This window comes from Streptomyces sp. NPDC002577 (assembly GCF_053594815.1).
Map to the genome: position 1 here is coordinate 25,500 of NZ_JBSFWK010000045.1, position 16,484 is coordinate 41,983.

At 69.0% G+C, this 16,484-nt stretch carries 14 protein-coding genes and 3 pseudogenes; 8 read left to right on the forward strand and 9 right to left on the reverse strand.

The features are described 5' to 3' along the window. Positions 1 to 116 precede the first annotated feature (116 nt). Positions 117 to 669: pseudogene (locus ACWD4J_RS35740) on the forward strand (Tn3 family transposase); the annotation flags it as partial. 6 nt (positions 670 to 675) lie between these two features. Here ACWD4J_RS35740 and ACWD4J_RS35745 read toward each other — a convergent pair. Beyond that, positions 676 to 900: a hypothetical protein gene (locus ACWD4J_RS35745; RefSeq protein ID WP_451399673.1), complete on the reverse strand. Its 225-nt coding sequence runs from the start codon at positions 898 to 900 to the stop codon at positions 676 to 678. A gap of 174 nt (positions 901 to 1,074) precedes the next feature. After that, a complete protein-coding gene (locus ACWD4J_RS35750; protein WP_451399702.1) occupies positions 1,075 to 2,052 on the reverse strand; it encodes an aldo/keto reductase in 978 nt (325 codons plus the stop codon). Positions 2,053 to 2,401: 349 nt separating this feature from the next. Between ACWD4J_RS35750 and ACWD4J_RS35755 the strand changes: the two genes are divergently transcribed. Together ACWD4J_RS35755 and ACWD4J_RS35760 are read left to right on the forward strand one after the other, a co-directional pair. Beyond that, positions 2,402 to 3,280: a helix-turn-helix domain-containing protein gene (locus ACWD4J_RS35755; protein WP_451399674.1), complete on the forward strand. Its 879-nt coding sequence runs from the start codon at positions 2,402 to 2,404 to the stop codon at positions 3,278 to 3,280. Positions 3,281 to 3,421: 141 nt separating this feature from the next. Beyond that, entirely contained in the window at positions 3,422 to 4,267 is an 846-nt protein-coding gene (locus tag ACWD4J_RS35760; protein WP_451399703.1) for an aldo/keto reductase, read from the forward strand. 286 nt (positions 4,268 to 4,553) lie between these two features. Here the strand turns inward: ACWD4J_RS35760 and ACWD4J_RS35765 are convergent, their stop codons facing one another. Further along, positions 4,554 to 4,832 (reverse strand): hypothetical protein, encoded by a 279-nt coding sequence (locus tag ACWD4J_RS35765; RefSeq protein WP_451399675.1) that lies wholly within the window; start codon positions 4,830 to 4,832, stop codon positions 4,554 to 4,556. Further along, positions 4,826 to 5,002: a hypothetical protein gene (locus tag ACWD4J_RS35770; protein ID WP_451399676.1), complete on the reverse strand. Its 177-nt coding sequence runs from the start codon at positions 5,000 to 5,002 to the stop codon at positions 4,826 to 4,828. Before ACWD4J_RS35770 ends, ACWD4J_RS35765 begins: the two co-directional genes overlap by 7 nt. Positions 5,003 to 5,546: 544 nt before the next feature. Here ACWD4J_RS35770 and ACWD4J_RS35775 point away from each other — a divergent pair. Then, positions 5,547 to 7,031 carry an aldehyde dehydrogenase family protein gene (locus ACWD4J_RS35775; protein WP_451399677.1) on the forward strand — a complete coding sequence of 495 codons (1,485 nt, stop codon included), beginning with the start codon at positions 5,547 to 5,549 and terminating at the stop codon, positions 7,029 to 7,031. Positions 7,032 to 7,161: 130 nt separating this feature from the next. Here ACWD4J_RS35775 and ACWD4J_RS35780 read toward each other — a convergent pair whose 3' ends face one another. From ACWD4J_RS35780 to ACWD4J_RS35795, 4 genes and pseudogenes are all read right to left on the reverse strand, one after another. Beyond that, complete coding sequence (locus ACWD4J_RS35780) at positions 7,162 to 7,455, reverse strand: hypothetical protein (RefSeq protein WP_451399678.1); 294 nt, start codon at positions 7,453 to 7,455, stop codon at positions 7,162 to 7,164. A 315-nt stretch (positions 7,456 to 7,770) separates the two neighbouring features. After that, positions 7,771 to 8,220, reverse strand: a complete 450-nt coding sequence (locus tag ACWD4J_RS35785) for a carboxymuconolactone decarboxylase family protein (RefSeq protein WP_451399679.1) — start codon at positions 8,218 to 8,220, stop codon at positions 7,771 to 7,773. Between the two features lie 37 nt (positions 8,221 to 8,257). Further along, positions 8,258 to 8,728, reverse strand: a complete 471-nt coding sequence (locus ACWD4J_RS35790; RefSeq protein ID WP_451399704.1) for an NAD-binding protein — start codon at positions 8,726 to 8,728, stop codon at positions 8,258 to 8,260. Continuing rightward, positions 8,714 to 9,193, reverse strand: a pseudogene (locus tag ACWD4J_RS35795) (NAD(P)-dependent oxidoreductase); the annotation flags it as partial. The gene ACWD4J_RS35790 and the pseudogene ACWD4J_RS35795, both read right to left, overlap by 15 nt. 369 nt (positions 9,194 to 9,562) lie before the next feature. Here ACWD4J_RS35795 and ACWD4J_RS35800 point away from each other — a divergent pair. The 4 genes and pseudogenes from ACWD4J_RS35800 to ACWD4J_RS35815 all read left to right on the forward strand — a co-directional run bounded on the left by ACWD4J_RS35800 (position 9,563) and on the right by ACWD4J_RS35815 (position 13,808). Continuing rightward, a complete protein-coding gene (locus ACWD4J_RS35800) occupies positions 9,563 to 10,750 on the forward strand; it encodes a CaiB/BaiF CoA transferase family protein (RefSeq protein ID WP_451399680.1) in 1,188 nt (395 codons plus the stop codon). Between the two features lie 148 nt (positions 10,751 to 10,898). After that, a pseudogene (locus ACWD4J_RS35805) lies at positions 10,899 to 11,057 on the forward strand (alcohol dehydrogenase catalytic domain-containing protein); the annotation flags it as partial. Between the two features lie 58 nt (positions 11,058 to 11,115). Next, positions 11,116 to 12,588 carry an iron-containing alcohol dehydrogenase gene (locus ACWD4J_RS35810; protein WP_451399681.1) on the forward strand — a complete coding sequence of 491 codons (1,473 nt, stop codon included), beginning with the start codon at positions 11,116 to 11,118 and terminating at the stop codon, positions 12,586 to 12,588. A 44-nt stretch (positions 12,589 to 12,632) separates the two neighbouring features. Beyond that, positions 12,633 to 13,808, forward strand: coding sequence for an FAS1-like dehydratase domain-containing protein (locus tag ACWD4J_RS35815; RefSeq protein ID WP_451399682.1), 1,176 nt, complete (start codon positions 12,633 to 12,635; stop codon positions 13,806 to 13,808). Between the two features lie 225 nt (positions 13,809 to 14,033). Here the strand turns inward: ACWD4J_RS35815 and ACWD4J_RS35820 are convergent, their stop codons facing one another. After that, the gene (locus tag ACWD4J_RS35820) at positions 14,034 to 16,478 is read right to left on the reverse strand and encodes a SpoIIE family protein phosphatase (RefSeq protein WP_451399683.1); all 2,445 of its coding nucleotides are present in this window, start codon (positions 16,476 to 16,478) and stop codon (positions 14,034 to 14,036) included. Positions 16,479 to 16,484 lie beyond the last annotated feature (6 nt).

The window sequence follows — 16,484 nt, forward strand, 5'->3', positions numbered from 1 at the left end:
CGTCTGCAGCTGCCTTTATCAACTGCTCCTGAGTACCCAGCACATCAGACAGAGCCGGGCGTTCCGCAGAGAGCACGTCTACCGCCCCGAGAACGTGCTGTCGCCACCCAACTGCACGCTTCAAGGACCTCGAAGACCAGCGGTTCTGGAAGGCCCAGATGCCCGGCGCCGAGACGGCGGGCGGGTACGGGCCGCTGGAGGCACTGGCCCGCAACAATGTCAACGTGAAGAAGGCTCACGGCCTGGCCGGACATGCTACGGGTGGCCGGCTCCCTGGTCACCAACCAGGTCAGGGCGCACAAGCAGCTCACCGTCCAGGAGTCCCGCCACAAGCTCGCCCGCGACATCTGCCACGGCAAGAAGGGCACCATCCACCAGGCGTACCGGGACGGGATGGAGGACCAGCTCGACTCACTCGGCCTGGTCCTGAACGCCGTCGTGCTCTGGACGATCTGGTACATCGACGCCGCCGTCGCCCAGCTCCGCGCCGAGGGACACGAGATCCGTGACGAGGACGTGGCCCGGCTGTCCCCGCTCAAGCACCGCAACCTCAACGTCCTGGGCCGCTACAGCTTCACCGCCACCCAGCCGGCGGGCGAGACCCTGCGCCCGCTCCGGGACCCAGAAGCGGCCGGGCTCGACGACGACGAGGACGGCGCGGAGGGCTGACGGGCGTCAGGTACCAACCAGGGCGCCGATCAGCTTGTGAGCCGACGCCTTGGTCAGCCGCTTCGACGCCGTGGCGGTCCGCTCCCTGGGAGCCCGCGGCTTGATATCGGTGCCCTTGACCGCCTTGACGAACTCGGCGTCGAACCGCTCCTTGCCCAGCCGCTCCACGAGACGGGTGAGGTACTTAGCTGCGCGGCCGTGATCCGGTCCTTCTGTGCCGCGGTCTTCCACTTCGAGCTCTCCTCGCGAATGCGCCCGTAGTACTTCGTTGGCCACCTTGCGCTTCGCCTCCGCCTCCGGGCTGCGGCAGGTGACTTGCACGCCCTCGTGCCAGGTCTGGGGTCGGCGACGACGCTGGGCGCTCGACGGCGGCCCCACGCCGCGGGGCCGGCCGTGGTTGGCCGATCAGAAGTAGGTGGGCAGGCGCGGGGTGTAGGGGTCTTCCAGTGCGGCGATCTCGTCCGCGGTGAGCGTGAGGTCGAGCGCGGCGACGGCGTCGGTGAGGTGGTGGGTCTTGGTGGCACCGACAATGGGCGCGGACACGACAGGGTTCTTCAGTACCCACGCCAGCGCGACCTGGGCCATCGGGACACCGTGCGCGTCGGCGATCTTCTGGACGGCGTCGACGATGGCCTCGTCGGTGTCGACGAACAGGGGGCGGCCGGCGTAGTCGGTGTCGGGGGCGGCCTTGGCCCGTGCCGTGCTGTCCTGGCCCCAGGGGCGGGCGACACGGCCGCCGGCCAGGGGGCTCCAGGGGATGGAGCCGACGCCGGAGTGGGCGAGCAGGCCGAACATCTCCCGCTCCTCCTCCCGTGCCAGCAGGCTGTACTGGTCCTGCATGGAGATGAAGGGCGTCCAGCCGTGGCTCTGGGCGGCGTGCTGCATGGTGGCGAACTGCCAGGCCCACATCGAGGAGGCGCCGAGGTAGCGGACCTTGCCGGCCTTGACGAGGTCGTGCAGGGCTTCCATGGTCTCCTCGACCGGGGTCTCGGGGTCGAAGCGGTGGATCTGGTAGAGGTCGACGTAGTCGGTGCCCAGCCGGGTCAGGGAGGCGTCGATCTGCTCCATCACGGCCTTGCGCGACAGGCCGGACCCACCGGGTCCGCCGTGCATGGGGTTGAACAGCTTGGTGGCCAGGACGACGTCGTCACGCTTCGTGTACTTCTTGATCGCGCGGCCCACGATCTCCTCGGAGGTGCCGAAGGCGTAGATGTTGGCCGTGTCCCAGAAGGTGATCCCTGACTCGACGGCCTGGCGGAAGATCGGCTCGGCGCCGTCGTCGTCCAGAGCCCACGGCATCTGCGAGGTGTCACCGAAGCTCATGCATCCCAGTGCGATGCGGCTGATCTTCAGGCCGGAGGTACCCAGACGGGTGTACTGCATGACGCGCTCCTCATCGTCGGCGCAGCCGGGCGACACCGGCTGCTTTGTCATCGAAGCTAGGTAACCGACGGTGGCGGTGGGAGATGCTGCCAGCACCCCCTACCGAGCAGGCGACATGCCTGCCGTCGCGGTATGGCCGCTGGGGGTGCGACGCTTCCTGGCCACCCGACAGGCGCGGATCACCCCCCCCCGGACCAGGTCGGCGGGCGCTGTGGGCAGGTGCGCGAGACGACCCGGTAGCGCGGCGTGATCGTGCGGTGGTGAAGCGGACGCCGCCGGGCGGGATGCCGCTGAGGGGGGTGCTGGCAGCATCTCCCACGTCCGCGGTGGGGCCCGTAGCGTGAAGGGCATGAACAACCGCAGCGAGGTACGGGACTTTCTGATCTCACGGCGCGGGAAGGTCACCCCCGACCAGGTGGGCCTCGTCGATCACGGTGGCACGCGCCGTGTGCCCGGTCTGCGACGTAGCGAGGTGGCCGACCTGGCAGGGGTGTCCGTGGAGTACTACACCCAGCTCGAACGCGGCAACCTGCGGGGAGCCTCCGAGAGCGTCCTGGACGCCGTGGCCAGGGCGCTGCTGCTGGACGAGGCCGAGCGGGCACACCTGTTCGACCTGGCGCGTGCGGCCAACAGCGGCACGGCGGTACGCCGCCGCCCGGCGGTGCAGCGGGTACGTCCGGGCATCCAGGCGATCTTGGACAGCCAGCTGTCCCCGGCCTATGTCACCAACGGCCTCGGGGACGTCATGGCCACCAACGCGCTGGGAAAAGCCCTCCTGTCTCCGCTGTACGAGGACCCCGCTCGCCCGGTCAACGCCGCACGGTTCCGCTTCCTGAACCCCCGCGCGGCCGGCTACTACCTCGACTGGGACGCCACCGGCCGCGACAGCGTCGCCGGGCTGCGCCTCCTGGCCGGCAGGAACCCCTACGACAAGGCTCTTACCGATCTGATCGGGGAGCTGTGCACCCGCAGCGAGGAGTTCCGCACCCGGTGGGCCTCACAAGACGTCCGGTTGCACCGCACGGGAGTCAAGCGGTTGCACCACCCGGTCGTCGGTGACCTCGAGCTCGCCTACGAAGCCCTGGATCTGCCGTCCGATGCCGGTCTCGTGCTGCTCGTCTGCACCGCAGAACCCGGCTCACCCAGCCGCCACGCCCTCGATCTGCTCGCCAGCTGGGCTGCCACGTCGGACCCCGTCGAGCCCGCTGCGAGCGACCGCAGCCAGTAGCGCCCGGCCCACATTTCCCAAAACCGTCGTGCCCGCCGCCGGCCACCGGCTGAGCACGGGCGACGAACCGCCGTTCCCACACGTGCCGGTGCGCACCCTCGCGCCGTTCAGCACCACCCCGAAAGGTTCACCATGCCCAAGATCCCCCATGTCACGCTGGACAACGGTGTCCAGATGCCGATCCTCGGCTTCGGCGTCTTCCAGGTCCCCGCCGAGGAGACCGAGCGGGTCGTCACCGACGCCCTCGCCGCCGGCTACCGCCACCTCGACACAGCCGCCGCCTACGGGAACGAAGAGGCCGTAGGCAAGGCCGTCAAGGCCAGCGGCATCGCCCGTGACGAGCTGTTCATCACCACCAAGATGTGGGTCAACGAAAAGGGCGAAGAGGGCGCCAAGGCGGCCTTCGACACGTCCTTGCGCCTGCTCGGGCTGGACTACCTGGACCTGTACCTGATCCACCAGCCTTTCGGTGACTACTACAGCTCCTGGCGCGCCATGCAGGACCTGCACCGTCAGGGTCTGATCAAGGCGATCGGCGTGTCGAACTTCTACGCCGACCGCCTGGTCGACCTGATCGACCACAACGAGATCGTCCCGGCGGTCAACCAGATCGAGACCCACCCGTACTTCCAGCGCGCCGACGACCAGGCCCTCATGGCCGAGCGAGGCGTGCAGATCGAGTCGTGGGGTCCGCTGGCCGAAGGCCGCAACAACATTTTCAGCGACCCGACGCTGAGCGCCATCGGTGAGGCGCACGGCAAGTCCGTAGCCCAGGTAGTACTGCGCTGGCTGACCCAGCGCGGTGTCGTGGTGATCCCCAAGTCCTCGCGACCGGAGCGCATGGCCGAGAACATCGCGGTCTTCGACTTCGAGCTGACCGGCGACGAGATGGACCGCATCGCCGCGATGGACACCGGCGCAAGCATCGTCTTCGACCACCGCGACCCGCAGATGGTCAGCGCCATCGGCGGGCACCGCCTCGGCTGAGAACGCACTTCGTCTTCCTCCCCTGGACGCTGGCCCGAGGTGCCTCCCGCACGCTGGGAGCACCTGAGTGTCGGGAGGGGATCGCGGTCGCCTTCGACCCGCCTGCCGGAACCCCCGATTACGACGCCGTGGTCCTCCTCGACCAGGCGGAACAAGTCCGTGGCGCGCCCTCCACCGAGAAGTCCCCGGGCTGAGCAGCGGGTGTTCCAAGTCGATGGTGCCGACCCTGAACAGGGCCCATCGGTAGACGCCGGGCGCAGTGGTCTGACGCCGCGGTGTGAGACCTTCACCGCCTCTGGGCCGGGCGCAGAAGCAGAGCCGTCACTGCCGTCGCCAGCACGGCCGCGCCGGTCAGCAGGCTGATGCGCATGCCGTCCAGGAAGTCCGCCTGGTTGGCGAGGAGGGCTCCGAGGACAGCGACGGGCAGTGCGCCATCGATTTGACGGGAGGTGTTCAGTACGCCGCTGGCGGTGCCGGTGCGTTCGGCCGGCACGCGGTCGAGAAGCATCGCGGTCACCGCAGGCACGCCCATGGACCCGCCGGCACCGACCGGCACCATCAGCACGACCAGGACCCAGGTGGGTGCGGATCCCGGACGAGGTAGAGGACGGCCAGATCTGCCGCCATGAGCACCTGCCCGATGGTGATCGTCGTCCGTGAACCGAGCCTCGCCGAGACCCGGGCGGCCGACAAACTCATGAGGCCGGTCATGAGCGCCATCGGCAGAAACGCCATGCCGGGATGACGGTGCCCATGAAGCTGGCCAACGCCACCTTGCGCATCTTCACCGGCGTCGCTGCCGTGGATGCGGGCACCGAGAGGGCCTCTGCGGGCTTGGGGGCTGGGGGTGCCAGACCCTCGGGGGGAAGTTGTGTGGACATCGGACCAACTCCTCGAGTGCTCATCATTGAGAGCGAGGCGGACGCGGAGCGGTTCGTCCGTCGTCGGCTGCGAGCGCACGGCTCGCGGATTGCCCACGGCAGATTGAGTTCGTATATAAGAACATGTATCTGAAATTAGGAACCGCTCGTGGGAAGCCAGCCGCGTCGGTCACTTTCGGTCAAGAGCGTGTCGGGCGGCTTGGGGCGGGAGGGGGTGGGTCGGCCGGCGACGTTGACACTCCTCGGTCGGGAGGGTTCATAATGGCGATCGATCGTTCTGAATTGGGAACGAGCATGTCTGGTCCGGATGGTGCTGTGCGCGTTCCTTCGCACCGGGACGATCGCTGACGTGGCCATCAATCCGGCCGCGGTGACATCTGGAAGGTTTGGCGACAGCGATGTCCGTACCCACGACTGCCTGGCCCCGACAGCTGCCTCAGGGCGACGACCCCGTCGCCATGCTCATCGACGGGGAGTGGACGAGTTCGTCGACGTCCACCACTCCGGTGTTCGACCCCAGTACGGGCGACGTCATCGCGTCTGTGCCCGATGGCGGTGCGGAAGCCGTCGACGAGGCGGTGATGGCGGCCCGACGCTCCTTCGAAGAAGGGCGATGGCGCGGCCTGTCCGGGCCCGACCGCGGCGCCGTGCTCTGGCGCGTCGGCGACCTCATGCGTGAGCAAGCCGATGAACTGGCGCAACTGGAGAGCCTGAACCTCGGTCTACCGGTCGCGCAGGCCAAGAGCATGGTGCTCGAGGCTGCAGCGCAGTTCCGGTACTACGCAGGCTGGGCGGACAAGATCCACGGCCGCACGGTGGACCTCGGACCGGCGGACCGCCGCGTCCAGGGGTACACCCTGCGGGAGCCGATGGGAGTCGCCGGGCTCATCACACCGTGGAACGCGCCATTGAGCATGGCGGCCAAGAAGCTCGCTCCGGCGCTTGCGGCGGGGTGCTCGTGTGTGCTGAAGCCTGCCGAGGAGACGCCGCTGACCTCTCTCTGGCTCGGGCAGCTGCTGCTCGAGGCGGGTGTCCCGGCAGGCGTGGTCAACGTCGTCACCGGAGTCGGTGAGCGTGCGGGCGCTGCCCTGGCAGAGCATGCGGACGTCGACACGGTGTCGTTCACGGGGTCGACCGAGGTCGGCCGGCTCATCGTGCAGGCGGCCACGGGCAACATGAAGAAGCTGTCGCTGGAGCTCGGTGGCAAGTCCCCGGTCATCGTGTTCGGCGACGCCGACCTCAAGACGGCGATCCCGGGTGCGGCGTCGGCGGTCTTCTGGAACTCCGGTCAGGTGTGCGCCGCCGGGACGCGGCTGTTCGTGCACGAGTCCGTGTTCGACGAGGTCGTCCGGGGCGTGGCGGAGATCGGTCGCTCGATGCGGCTGGGCGCCGGCCCGGATCCCGCCGCCGACCTCGGCCCGCTCATCTCGCAGAAGCAGCTCGAGCGGGTGTCGGGGTACGTCGGTCGTGGCATCGAGGACGGCGCCCGGGTTGTCAGCGGCGGCAACCGCGTCGGGGACCGGGGCTTCTTCTTCGAGCCCACCGTCCTCGTGGACGTCGACCAGTCGATGACCGTCATGCGAGAGGAGATCTTCGGACCGGTGCTGGGCGTGATGCCCTTCTCCGACACCGACGAGGCCGTCGCGCTGGCGAACGACAGCTCCTACGGTCTCGCCTCCAGCATCTGGACCCGCGACGGCGCGCTGGCTCACTCGGTGGCCCGCCGACTGCGTGCGGGACGAGTCGGGATCAACGTGCACCGTGCCGGCGGGGCCTACATGCCCGCCGGCGGCTACCGTCAGTCGGGCTGGGGGCGTGAGAGCGGGCCGGAGGCCCTGGAGAACTACCTCGAGACCAAGTCAGTGGTGTCGCAGCTCTCCTGACCACCGCATACGAGACGACGGCGGCGGGCCCACCGGGACCCCGCCGCCTCGTCGTGGCTCAGCTCAGGGCGTGTAAGGGATCCGCGCGATGCGGTCGGAGCAGTACGAGGTGGGCCCCAGCGTATTGCCGTCATGGAGAGGGCCGGTATCGCCGCCTCGCCCAGGACGGTGGGCCCGGTGACCGGTCTCTTCTCCATCGCCGTCGGTCCAGCTCGTCGACGGCGAAGTGGATGTCGCAGTTGACGGCCGGGGCCCCCGTGCAGGCGAAGCCCTGCTCGATGGTGTCGGTCTGGCCGCCGACGAGCGCCTTGGTATGGCCCGCGTTCCAGGCGATGTTGTCGACCAGCGTGCCCATGTTGACGTTCGCCGTTTGCCCGGTGCGGCGGTCGAACCGTGTGACGGGCTTCCCCGACCAGTCGGCCACGCAGAGGGGTTGGTGGTCCTACGGCAGAATCACCCACCGGCAAAGGTGCCCGGGTAGATGTCGGTCCAGCCGGAACCCGCATGCCATTTGGCGAGGCCGCCGTAGGGATGAGCCCGCGCGAGCGATGCGACGCGTGGTGTGTCATGACCGGGGGCAGTGGCTGTCGCCCCCGGCTGGGACGAGATTGACTTGCTCCTAGACGTCAGCCGTCGCCGGTGTGTCCTCACGGTCGAGGTCGAGCTGCTTGGTGTCACGACGCATGGTTCGGTGAGCGTCGTTGTATCCCGTTGATGTCGATGCAGGCTCGTGTCCGCGTCAGGTGGGACGGCCGCCTTCGCGCGGCCGCCAGCTGGGTCGGTCAGTGTGGTGGAAAGTGCGGTCAGTCGAGGTGGCCGCCGGCCTGCAGGACGCCTTCGGCGACCTTGAAGGCCTCACCGGCCGCGGGCAGGCCGCATACACCGCGGTCTGGAGGAGGACCTCCTTGATTTCGGCGACCGTCGCGCCGTTGTTGATCGCACCCTCGACGTGATGGGCGAGCTGGGCAGGCCGGCCCAATGCGGTCAGCACCGAGAGATTGATGATGCTGCGGGTCTTGCGGTCGATGCCGTCGCGGGCCCAGACCCGGCCGAAGCAGACCTCTTCGGAGTAGTCCTGGATGACATCGTTGAAACTGTTCCGGTTCTGGTCCTTCTTCTCCACGTAGCCGTCGCCCATGAGTTCGTTCATGATCCGGCGGCCAGTGGTCTTGATGTCCGTGGTATCCACGTGGTCGTTTCCTCGTCGTCGGTGGAGTGTGAGCTGATCAGCCGCGGTCGAGAACGGCCTGGACCTCGTCGGCGGAGAGCTTGATCGTCACGCCCGCTCGCTCGTTGTGCAGGAGCAGCGGGGTTTGTGAGTCCCGGTTGCCCCAACCGCGGTCGAGGGCCTCCTGGAAGTCCTCCTGGACCAGTCGGGCAGCGCGCATCGGGACGTCGAACTGATCGGCCAGCTCCAGAGCCAGCCGGAGGTCCTTGTTCGCCAGCGCCAGCGCGAACGACGGCGGGTCGAAGGCCTCCTGCAGATACCTGTCACCGACCCGGTCGAAGGTCCGGGCCCTGCCGATGGCGCCCTGGCGCAGTGCATGCCAGAGGGCGGCAGGCTCAACACCGGCCTTGACCCCCATGGTGAATACCTCGGCGATCCCGGAGCGGATGATCATGCTGGCGCAGTTGTGCACGAGCTTGGCGGTGTTGCCGGCGCCGATCTCTCCGACGTACAGGATTTGGTCACCGATGGCGTCGAGGAGAGAGCCGAGGCGGTCGAACGCCTCGCGGTTCCCGCCCACGTAGATGGCGAGCTTGCCGGAGCGCGCACCCTTGGGCCCGCCGCTGACCGGGGCGTCGAACAGCTCGACGCTGTGCTCGCGGCAGGTTGCGTGCACCTCACGCACGACCGTGGGGGAGTTCGTGGTCAGGTCGAACCATGTGCTGCCCGGCTGGAGCGCACTCAACAGCCCCCCGTCGCCCAGGCCGATCTGCCGCATCTCCATGGGGCCCGGCAGGGAGGTGAACACCACGTCGACCGAGCCCGCGAGGTCGGCGACGGAGTCTGCCCAGGTCGCACCGGCCTCCTCGAGCGGCGCGCCGCTCGACCGGTTGAGGTCGTGCACGACGAGGTCGTAGCCCGCTCGACGCAGGTTGAGGGCCATGCCCTGGCCCATAGCCCCCAGCCCGATGAAGCCGACCTTCATGGTTGTCCTTTCGTCGGTGAACGGACAGCGGCGGCGTCTCGAAAGCCGCGACTGCCCACCCGGTCTAGATCGTAATTACGAACCGTTAACCGCATGGGCGAATGAACGGTAGGGCGTGAGTGCACGGGTGTCAACGCCGTCGGGCGCTCTTCCGTCCGTTGATACGTCCGTTGACATCGCCAGAGGCGCGATCGTAGCCTCGGATGTAAATACGGACTATGGTTCGTAATTCCGAACCAGCGACTTGAACAACGGGCATCTCGGTGTGGAGTGAGCCTCGACCTCGCCGCTGGTGCTGCAACCCGGGAGGGCTGCCGTGATCGAGCGACGTGACGTCCTCCACGACCTGAGTGACGCCCCAAGTGACGGAGGCTCTGTATGACCGCCCTCGAAGGCGTGAAGGTGATCTGTGTCGGACAGTTCTACTTCGCCCCGTACTGCACCATGCTGATGGCCCGCCTCGGTGCCGACGTCATCAAAATCGAAGCACCCCAGGGTGACCCTTACCGGCGCCTGCCAACGGTCGACGAGGACGGCTACCCGATCCAGTTCCGCTTTCTCAACTCCGGCAAGCGCAACATCCGCCTCGACCTCGCCAACCCCGCCGGACAGGACGTCCTGCGGGGGCTGGTCCGCAACGCCGACGTGCTGGTGCAGAACCTCTCGCCCGGGGCGATGGACCGCTTCGGGCTCGGCTACGACCAGCTCAGCGAGATCAACCCGCGCCTGATCATGGCCTCCGGCACCGGTTTCGGGTCCTTCGGCCCCTACGCCGGCGAATCCGCCATGGACCTCACCATCCAGGCGCGGACCGCGATCATGAGCACGACCGGCTTCGCCGACGGGGCACCAGTCCGCACCGGACCTTCGGTCGTCGACTTCATGGCGGGAACGCACATGGTCGCAGGTGTCCTGGCTGCACTGTTCCAACGCACCCATACCGGCCGCGGCCAGCATGTCGAGGTATCGCTCCAGGACGCCATCGTCCCCTCGCTGACCTCCAACATCGCCGGCCTGCTCAGCGAGAACACCGCGAACTTCGAACGAACCGGCAACCGGCACGGGGGGATGTCGGTCGCGCCTTACAACGCGTACCCGGCTGCGGACGGCTGGGTGACAGTGCTCTGCCCGACCGACAAGCACTGGAATCGGCTCTGTGAGCTGATGAACGACCCGGCGGCCGACGATCCGCGGTTCGCCACGATGCCCGGGCGCTGCGACCACATGGATGAGGTGGACACCGTCGTCGCCCGCTGGACCCGAAATCGGAGCAAGGGCGAGCTTGCCGCGACGTTGAAGGATCTCAAGATTCCGTGCGCACCGGTCGTGACCCTGCCGGAGCTGTTGGAGGACCCGCACGTCCGCGAGCGCGGGGTGCTGCGCACCGTCACCGACGAGCAGGGGTCGTTCATGACCCTGGGCAGCCCGCTGTTCCTCTCCGACTCGCCGATGGTCGAGCCGACGCGGTCCGGCGGGCTGGGCGAGCACACCGACGAGGTGCTCAGCGAGGAGCTCGGCATGTCCGCCGACGACATCGCCAAGCTGCGCGACGCAGGAGTCATCTGAGCGTCGCTCACCAGGCAGCACTGGACGACTCGGACACCGAGAAGGGGCTAACAGACATGACAGTGGACGCCCGCATCGTCCTGCCTGCGGGGCAGGAGGTGCTCGAGCTGCGTGACACTACCCTGGCCCCCTCGACCCGCACGAGGTCGTGGTCCGACAGCGGGCGTGCGGGGTCTGCCACAGCCAGCTCGACCGGATCTTCGGCCCGAGCCGGACGACGTCCCTGCTGTTCGGGCGCGAGTCGACCGGAACCGTAGTCGAGGTGGGGCCGGACGTCACTTACGTCGGTCCCGGTGACGAGGTCCTGGCCACCTGGATCCCGCGCACACCGGTGGTGGGCCGCCCGTCCATGCCGTGGCAGGGGCGTGCTTTCCGGCGGCGACGAGGCCCGCACCCACAACACGTTGACCTGTGGCACGCACGCCGTGGCCGACGAGCAGTGGGTGGTGAAGGCGCCCGAGGAGATCCCGCGGGACCTGGGTGCGATCACCGGCTGCGCGCTGATGACGGGCGCCGGCGCGGTGATGAACACCGCGGAGGTCCGGCCGGGACAGAGCGTGGCGGTCTGGGGTGCCGGGGGAGTGCGTCTGTCCGCGACCGCGGGCGCATCGGTCTCGGACTCGGGAAGAACGCATGGCGACGCGACACGACGAAAGGAGCGACAGCACGTGAGCGATGAACCCGATCTGAGGATCCGGCATCTGAGTCCGGCCTTCCGCACCTTCTGCGGTGAGGGTGCACTGGAAGCTCTGCCGCGCGAGCTGGCGCGGGTGGGGGCACGCCGCGCGGTGATCATCTGCATTCCCGCAGTGGCGGCGCACACCGAGGCGATGGGCCGTGTCCACGAGGTGCTCGGTGAGCGCCTCGTCGGGCAGTTCGACGGGGTCGAAGAGCACAGCCCGCTGCCCTCGGTCGAACGGGCCCGGGCCTTCCTGGCCGATCACGAAGCGGACGCGGTGATCGCTGTCGGCGGCGGGTCGTCGGTCGTCACCGCACGCGCAGCCACGATCCTGCTGGGCGAGAACAAGGACGTGCGGCAGCTGTGCACCCGGCGGGAGAGCGGCCGGCTCGTGAGCCCGAAGCTGGCCGCACCGAAGCTGCCGCAGTGGGTGGTGCCGAGCTCGCCGACGACGGCCTACGCCAAGGCCGGCGCCGCCGTGCGCGATCCGGAGACGGGAGAGCGGCTCGCGCTGTACGACCCGAAGGCACGCGCCCAGGGTGTCGTCCTCGACGCGAGGATGGCGCTCACTGCGCCCCCGCGGCTGAGCTGGTCGGCCGCCCTGAACATCTTCTCGATGGCGGTGGAGGGCCTGCAGTCACGTCGGGTCGATCCGCTCGCCGACGCCCTGCTGGCGCATGCGCTGCGCACCGTCGTGACGTGGCTGCCTCAGGTCATGAAGGACCCGAACCAGGCGGCCCCGCGGCTGCAGTTGATGCTTGCGGCGATCATGAGCGGCCAGGGAAGCGATCACAGCGGCGGCGGTCTCGCGCAGGCTCTCTCGCACGCCATCGGGCCGAAGTCGTCGGCTCCCAACGGCGTCGTCGAAGCCCTGCTGCTGCCGCACGCGATGCGTTTCAACGCGGACGTGGTTCCCGACCGTCTTGCGGCCGTCGCGGACTATCTGGGGCTCGCTGACCGCAGTGCGGATGCGGTCATTGCGGAAGTCGAGCGCCTGCTGGAGGTCTTCGAGGCGCCTCATCGCCTCCAGGACATCGGTGTGGCACAGGAGTCGCTCGCCGAGACCGTTGCCCACGCCATGGACGACTGGGCCATCACCGCCGGACCGCGCCCTCCCGAGGAGCAGGATGTTCGCGACCTGATCACCGGGGCTTGGTAGAGGCGTACCCCCGAACCACCACGACGATTACCGAAGGAAGTGCGATGACGACGACCGAGACCCCGCAGAATGCGGCGTTCGGCAAGGAACTGGCCACCGGCAAGTTCACCGACGAGATGCTGACGAGCATGCGGAACCTGATCGGGACCGAACTCCGCACGGACGCGTGCGTGAACAACGAGTACGCCACCCGACTGGCCATCCTGCGGTTTGCCGAGGGCATAGGCGACGACAACCCGCTGTGGACGGACGGGGAGTACGCCGCGGCAGGTCCGTTCGGCGGGATCGTCGCCCCGCCGAGCTTCATCTTCGCCTGTCTTGGCTCGGTCCAGGTCGGGTGGCGCGGTCTCGGTGGGTTCCACGCCGAGACCGACGTGACCTTCCACGCCCCCATCCGAGTCGGCGACAAGATCACGGCACGCGTTTGGTTCGACGGCTTCGACAATCCGGTCGAGAGCACCTTCGGTGGCCGCCGGATCAAGGACTATCTGCGACAGGAGTACTGGAACCAGGACGGCCGGCTCGTCGCGAGGTTCATATGCTCGCGGATGCGCTTCGAGCGCAGCGAGATGCAGAAGCGTCGCAGCTCGCGCACGATCGAGCTCCCGCATCCGTGGACTGATGAGGAGCTCGCGAAGGTCGAGGAGGACATCCTCGCCGAGACCCCGCGCGGTGCCGAGCCGCGGTACTGGGAGGACGTGCAGGTCGGCGACGAGCTCGACACCCTGACCAAGGGGCCGCTCGGGCTCACCGACGAGATCGCCTACGTCGCCTCCGGCGCCGCCCCGATCCCGCGCCTGTCCGCGCACGGAGTCGCGCTGCGCCGGTACCGCAAACACCCGAAATGGGCCTTCCGTGACCCCAGCACCCACGCCCTCGAGCCGGTGTACTCGGTGCACTACAACGACTACGCCGCTCGGCTGCAGGGCGCGCAGATCGCCTACGACGTCGGCATCCAGCGCACCTGCTGGCAGATCCACAGCCTGACGCACTGGATCGGCGACACCGGCTCGGTGAAGGCGATCCACGGCCAGTACCGGGCGCATGTCTACCTGTCGGACGTCGTTCGGCTGGGTGGCAAGGTTGTGGGCAAGGAGATCGACTCCGACGGCGACGCCGTGGTGCACCTGGAGACCTGGGCTTACAACCAGCGCGAGCAGAACTGCATGCCGGGTACGGCGACGGTCGTCCTCCCACGACGCCCGGGGGAGGCGTCGTGACGCCGGCGTAGCCTGCCGGTCCGCCAGCACCTCCAGCAAGCCGAAGGCCTTCGAGCTCTCGCACCGTCCGCTGCTCGCGGGGCGTACGAGGTGGTGTGGCAGGCGATCAGCCCGCTGTATGTGCTCGACGACCTGTCACCCGACCGCCTTCAGCTTCGGCGTGCCGCAGGCGACCACGACGTCCAACGGTCCTGATGCTCCGGTCCGCCGACCCACCCGCCCCTGTCATGCCGCCTCGACCGACTCCGGCTCGTCGGGCCGGCCCGGCCCGGCCTCGGTTGGCAGGGCCTGCTCGCACCAGATCGTCTTGCCTGTCGAGGTCTGCCGCGTCCCCCACCTCTGCGTCAGCTGTGCGACCAGCAGCAGACCTCGGCCGCCCTCGTCGAACACCCGCGCCCGCCGCATGTGCGGCGCGGCACTGTTCGCGTCCGAGACCTCACAGGTCAGCACCTGGTCATGGATCAGTCGCAGCTGGATCGGGGAACCGCCGTACCGGATGGCGTTCGTCACCAGCTCACTGACCACCAGTTCGGTTACGAACGCGGCCTCCTCCAGGCCCCAGGACACCAGCCTGCGCACGCTCTCCGAACGCACCCGCGACACCTCCGCCGCGTCCGCCGCCACGTCCCACGCCGCAACTCGCCGCCCGTCCAGCGCCCGAGTCCGCACCAGCAACAACGCCGCGTCATCGGCAGGTCCGTCCGGGAGCACCGTCCTCACCACGTGTTCGCACACGTCCTCCAGAGAGTCGGCAGGCGCGGTCAGTGCCCTTCGCAGCACCTCCAAGCCCACATTCAGATCCTGCTGCCGGGACTCGACCAGGCCGTCGGTGTACAGCGCCAGCAGACTCCCCGGCGGCAGCGCCACCTCCACCGACTCGAACGGCACACCTCCCAGGCCGAGCGGCGGCCCGGCCGGAAGCTCCAGGAACCCGGCCGCCCCGTCCGGTGCCACCAGGACAGGTGCCGGATGAGCGGCCCGGGCCAGCGCACACCGCCCCGACACCGGGTCGTACACCGCGTACAGACACGTCGCACCGATGTCCGCCGCCGGATCGCCGCCCGGGTCACCCCCCGACTCCGCGGACAGCTGGATCACCAGGTCGTCCAGCCGGGTCAGCAATTCGTCCGGGGTCGGATCGACGTCCGCGAGCGTACGCACGGCAGTCCGCAGCCGCCCCATCGCCGCCGCCGCGTGGATCCCGTGCCCCACCACGTCCCCGACCACCAGGGCCACCCGCTCACCCGACAGCCGGATCACGTCGTACCAGTCGCCCCCCACTCCTATGCTCGGTGACGCAGGCAGATAACGCGAGGCCACCTGTACCGCCGACTGGTGCGGCAGCCGCTGCGGAAGCAGACTTCGCTGAAGCGCGAGTGCCGCCGTGCGCTCCCGTGTGAACCGCCGCGCGTTGTCCAGACACACCGCCGCCCGCGCCACCAGGTCCTCGGCCAGAGCGAGGTCATCGGGCTCGAAAGGCTCGGGGGTGTCGCGGGTTCGGGTGAACATGACCACACCGAGAGTCGTCCCCCGGGCCCTGACCGGCACCAGCATCCACGAGTGCGTCCCGAACCGGGCGATCTTCGCCTGCCGGGCCGGACTCTCGGCCTCCCAGGCGTGGATCACCGGGTCCGAGGTCCGGTACACCGCCGAGCGCCCGCTGGCCAGGCACAGCGCCGCGGGTGAGGACGCGAGATAAACGTCGGAGTCGCCGGCGGTGGTCTGCGCCTCCAGGACACCCTCGAACAGGTTCAGCTCCGCGATCCGGCGCAGCCGGACGGCCCCGGCGATCGGCCCGGGGGCGGGCTCCTCGCCCCTGAGCAGGACCTCCAGCAGGTCGACGCGGGCGAAGTCGGCGAGCCGGGGTACCACCACCTCGGTCAGCTCCCGGCCGGTCCGGGTCAGGTCCAGGGTGCTGCCGATGCGGACGCTCGCGTCGTTCAGCAGGGCCAGGCGCTCTCGATCACGGCTGGCCTGGGTCACGTCTGTCACGGTGGTGCAGACGCCGAGCGTCTGACCCCGATCGTCCTGCAGCGGTGTCGCGGAGACACTGAGGATCCGGGAGGCGGACGTCGCCAGGATGCTGCCCTTGATCTCGCCGACCTGCTCCTCGCCCGTCAGCAGGGCCAGCCGCATCCGCTCCTCCCAATCCACGGCGTCCGGGCCGGTCATGACGTCGGTGAGGCGGAGCCCGCGCCGTTGCTCGTCGGAGACGCCGCTGAGGCGGCGCATCCGGTCGCTCTGCCACACGCAGCGCAGGTCGGTGTCGTAGACCGTAAGCGCCATCGGCGAAGCTTCGAGGGCCCAGGCGGACAACGCCTCCCGCTCCCGGAGCGCGGGCCCGGTCGGCGGCGGGCCGACCACCAGGACCGAACCGGGCCCGGTTTCGCACCCGGCCACGTCGCCGGCCAGGGGATAGCTGGAGACCGGTAGCGTCAGCAGGCTGCCGTCCCTGTGCCGCACCGGGAGCGCCATGTGCCGTTCCCCGGGGCCGTCGGCGTGCTCCAGCCCCAGCAGCTCCGCGACCGGCTTTCTCACGGCTTCCGCGGCCGTGTGTCCCAGCAGGCGTTCCGCCCCCGAGCTCCACCCGGTGATCAGACCCCGCTGGTCGGTCACGACCAGTCCGAGGAGGTGCGACCTGCCCATAGCGTCCAGCGTGGTGCGCGCCATGCCCAT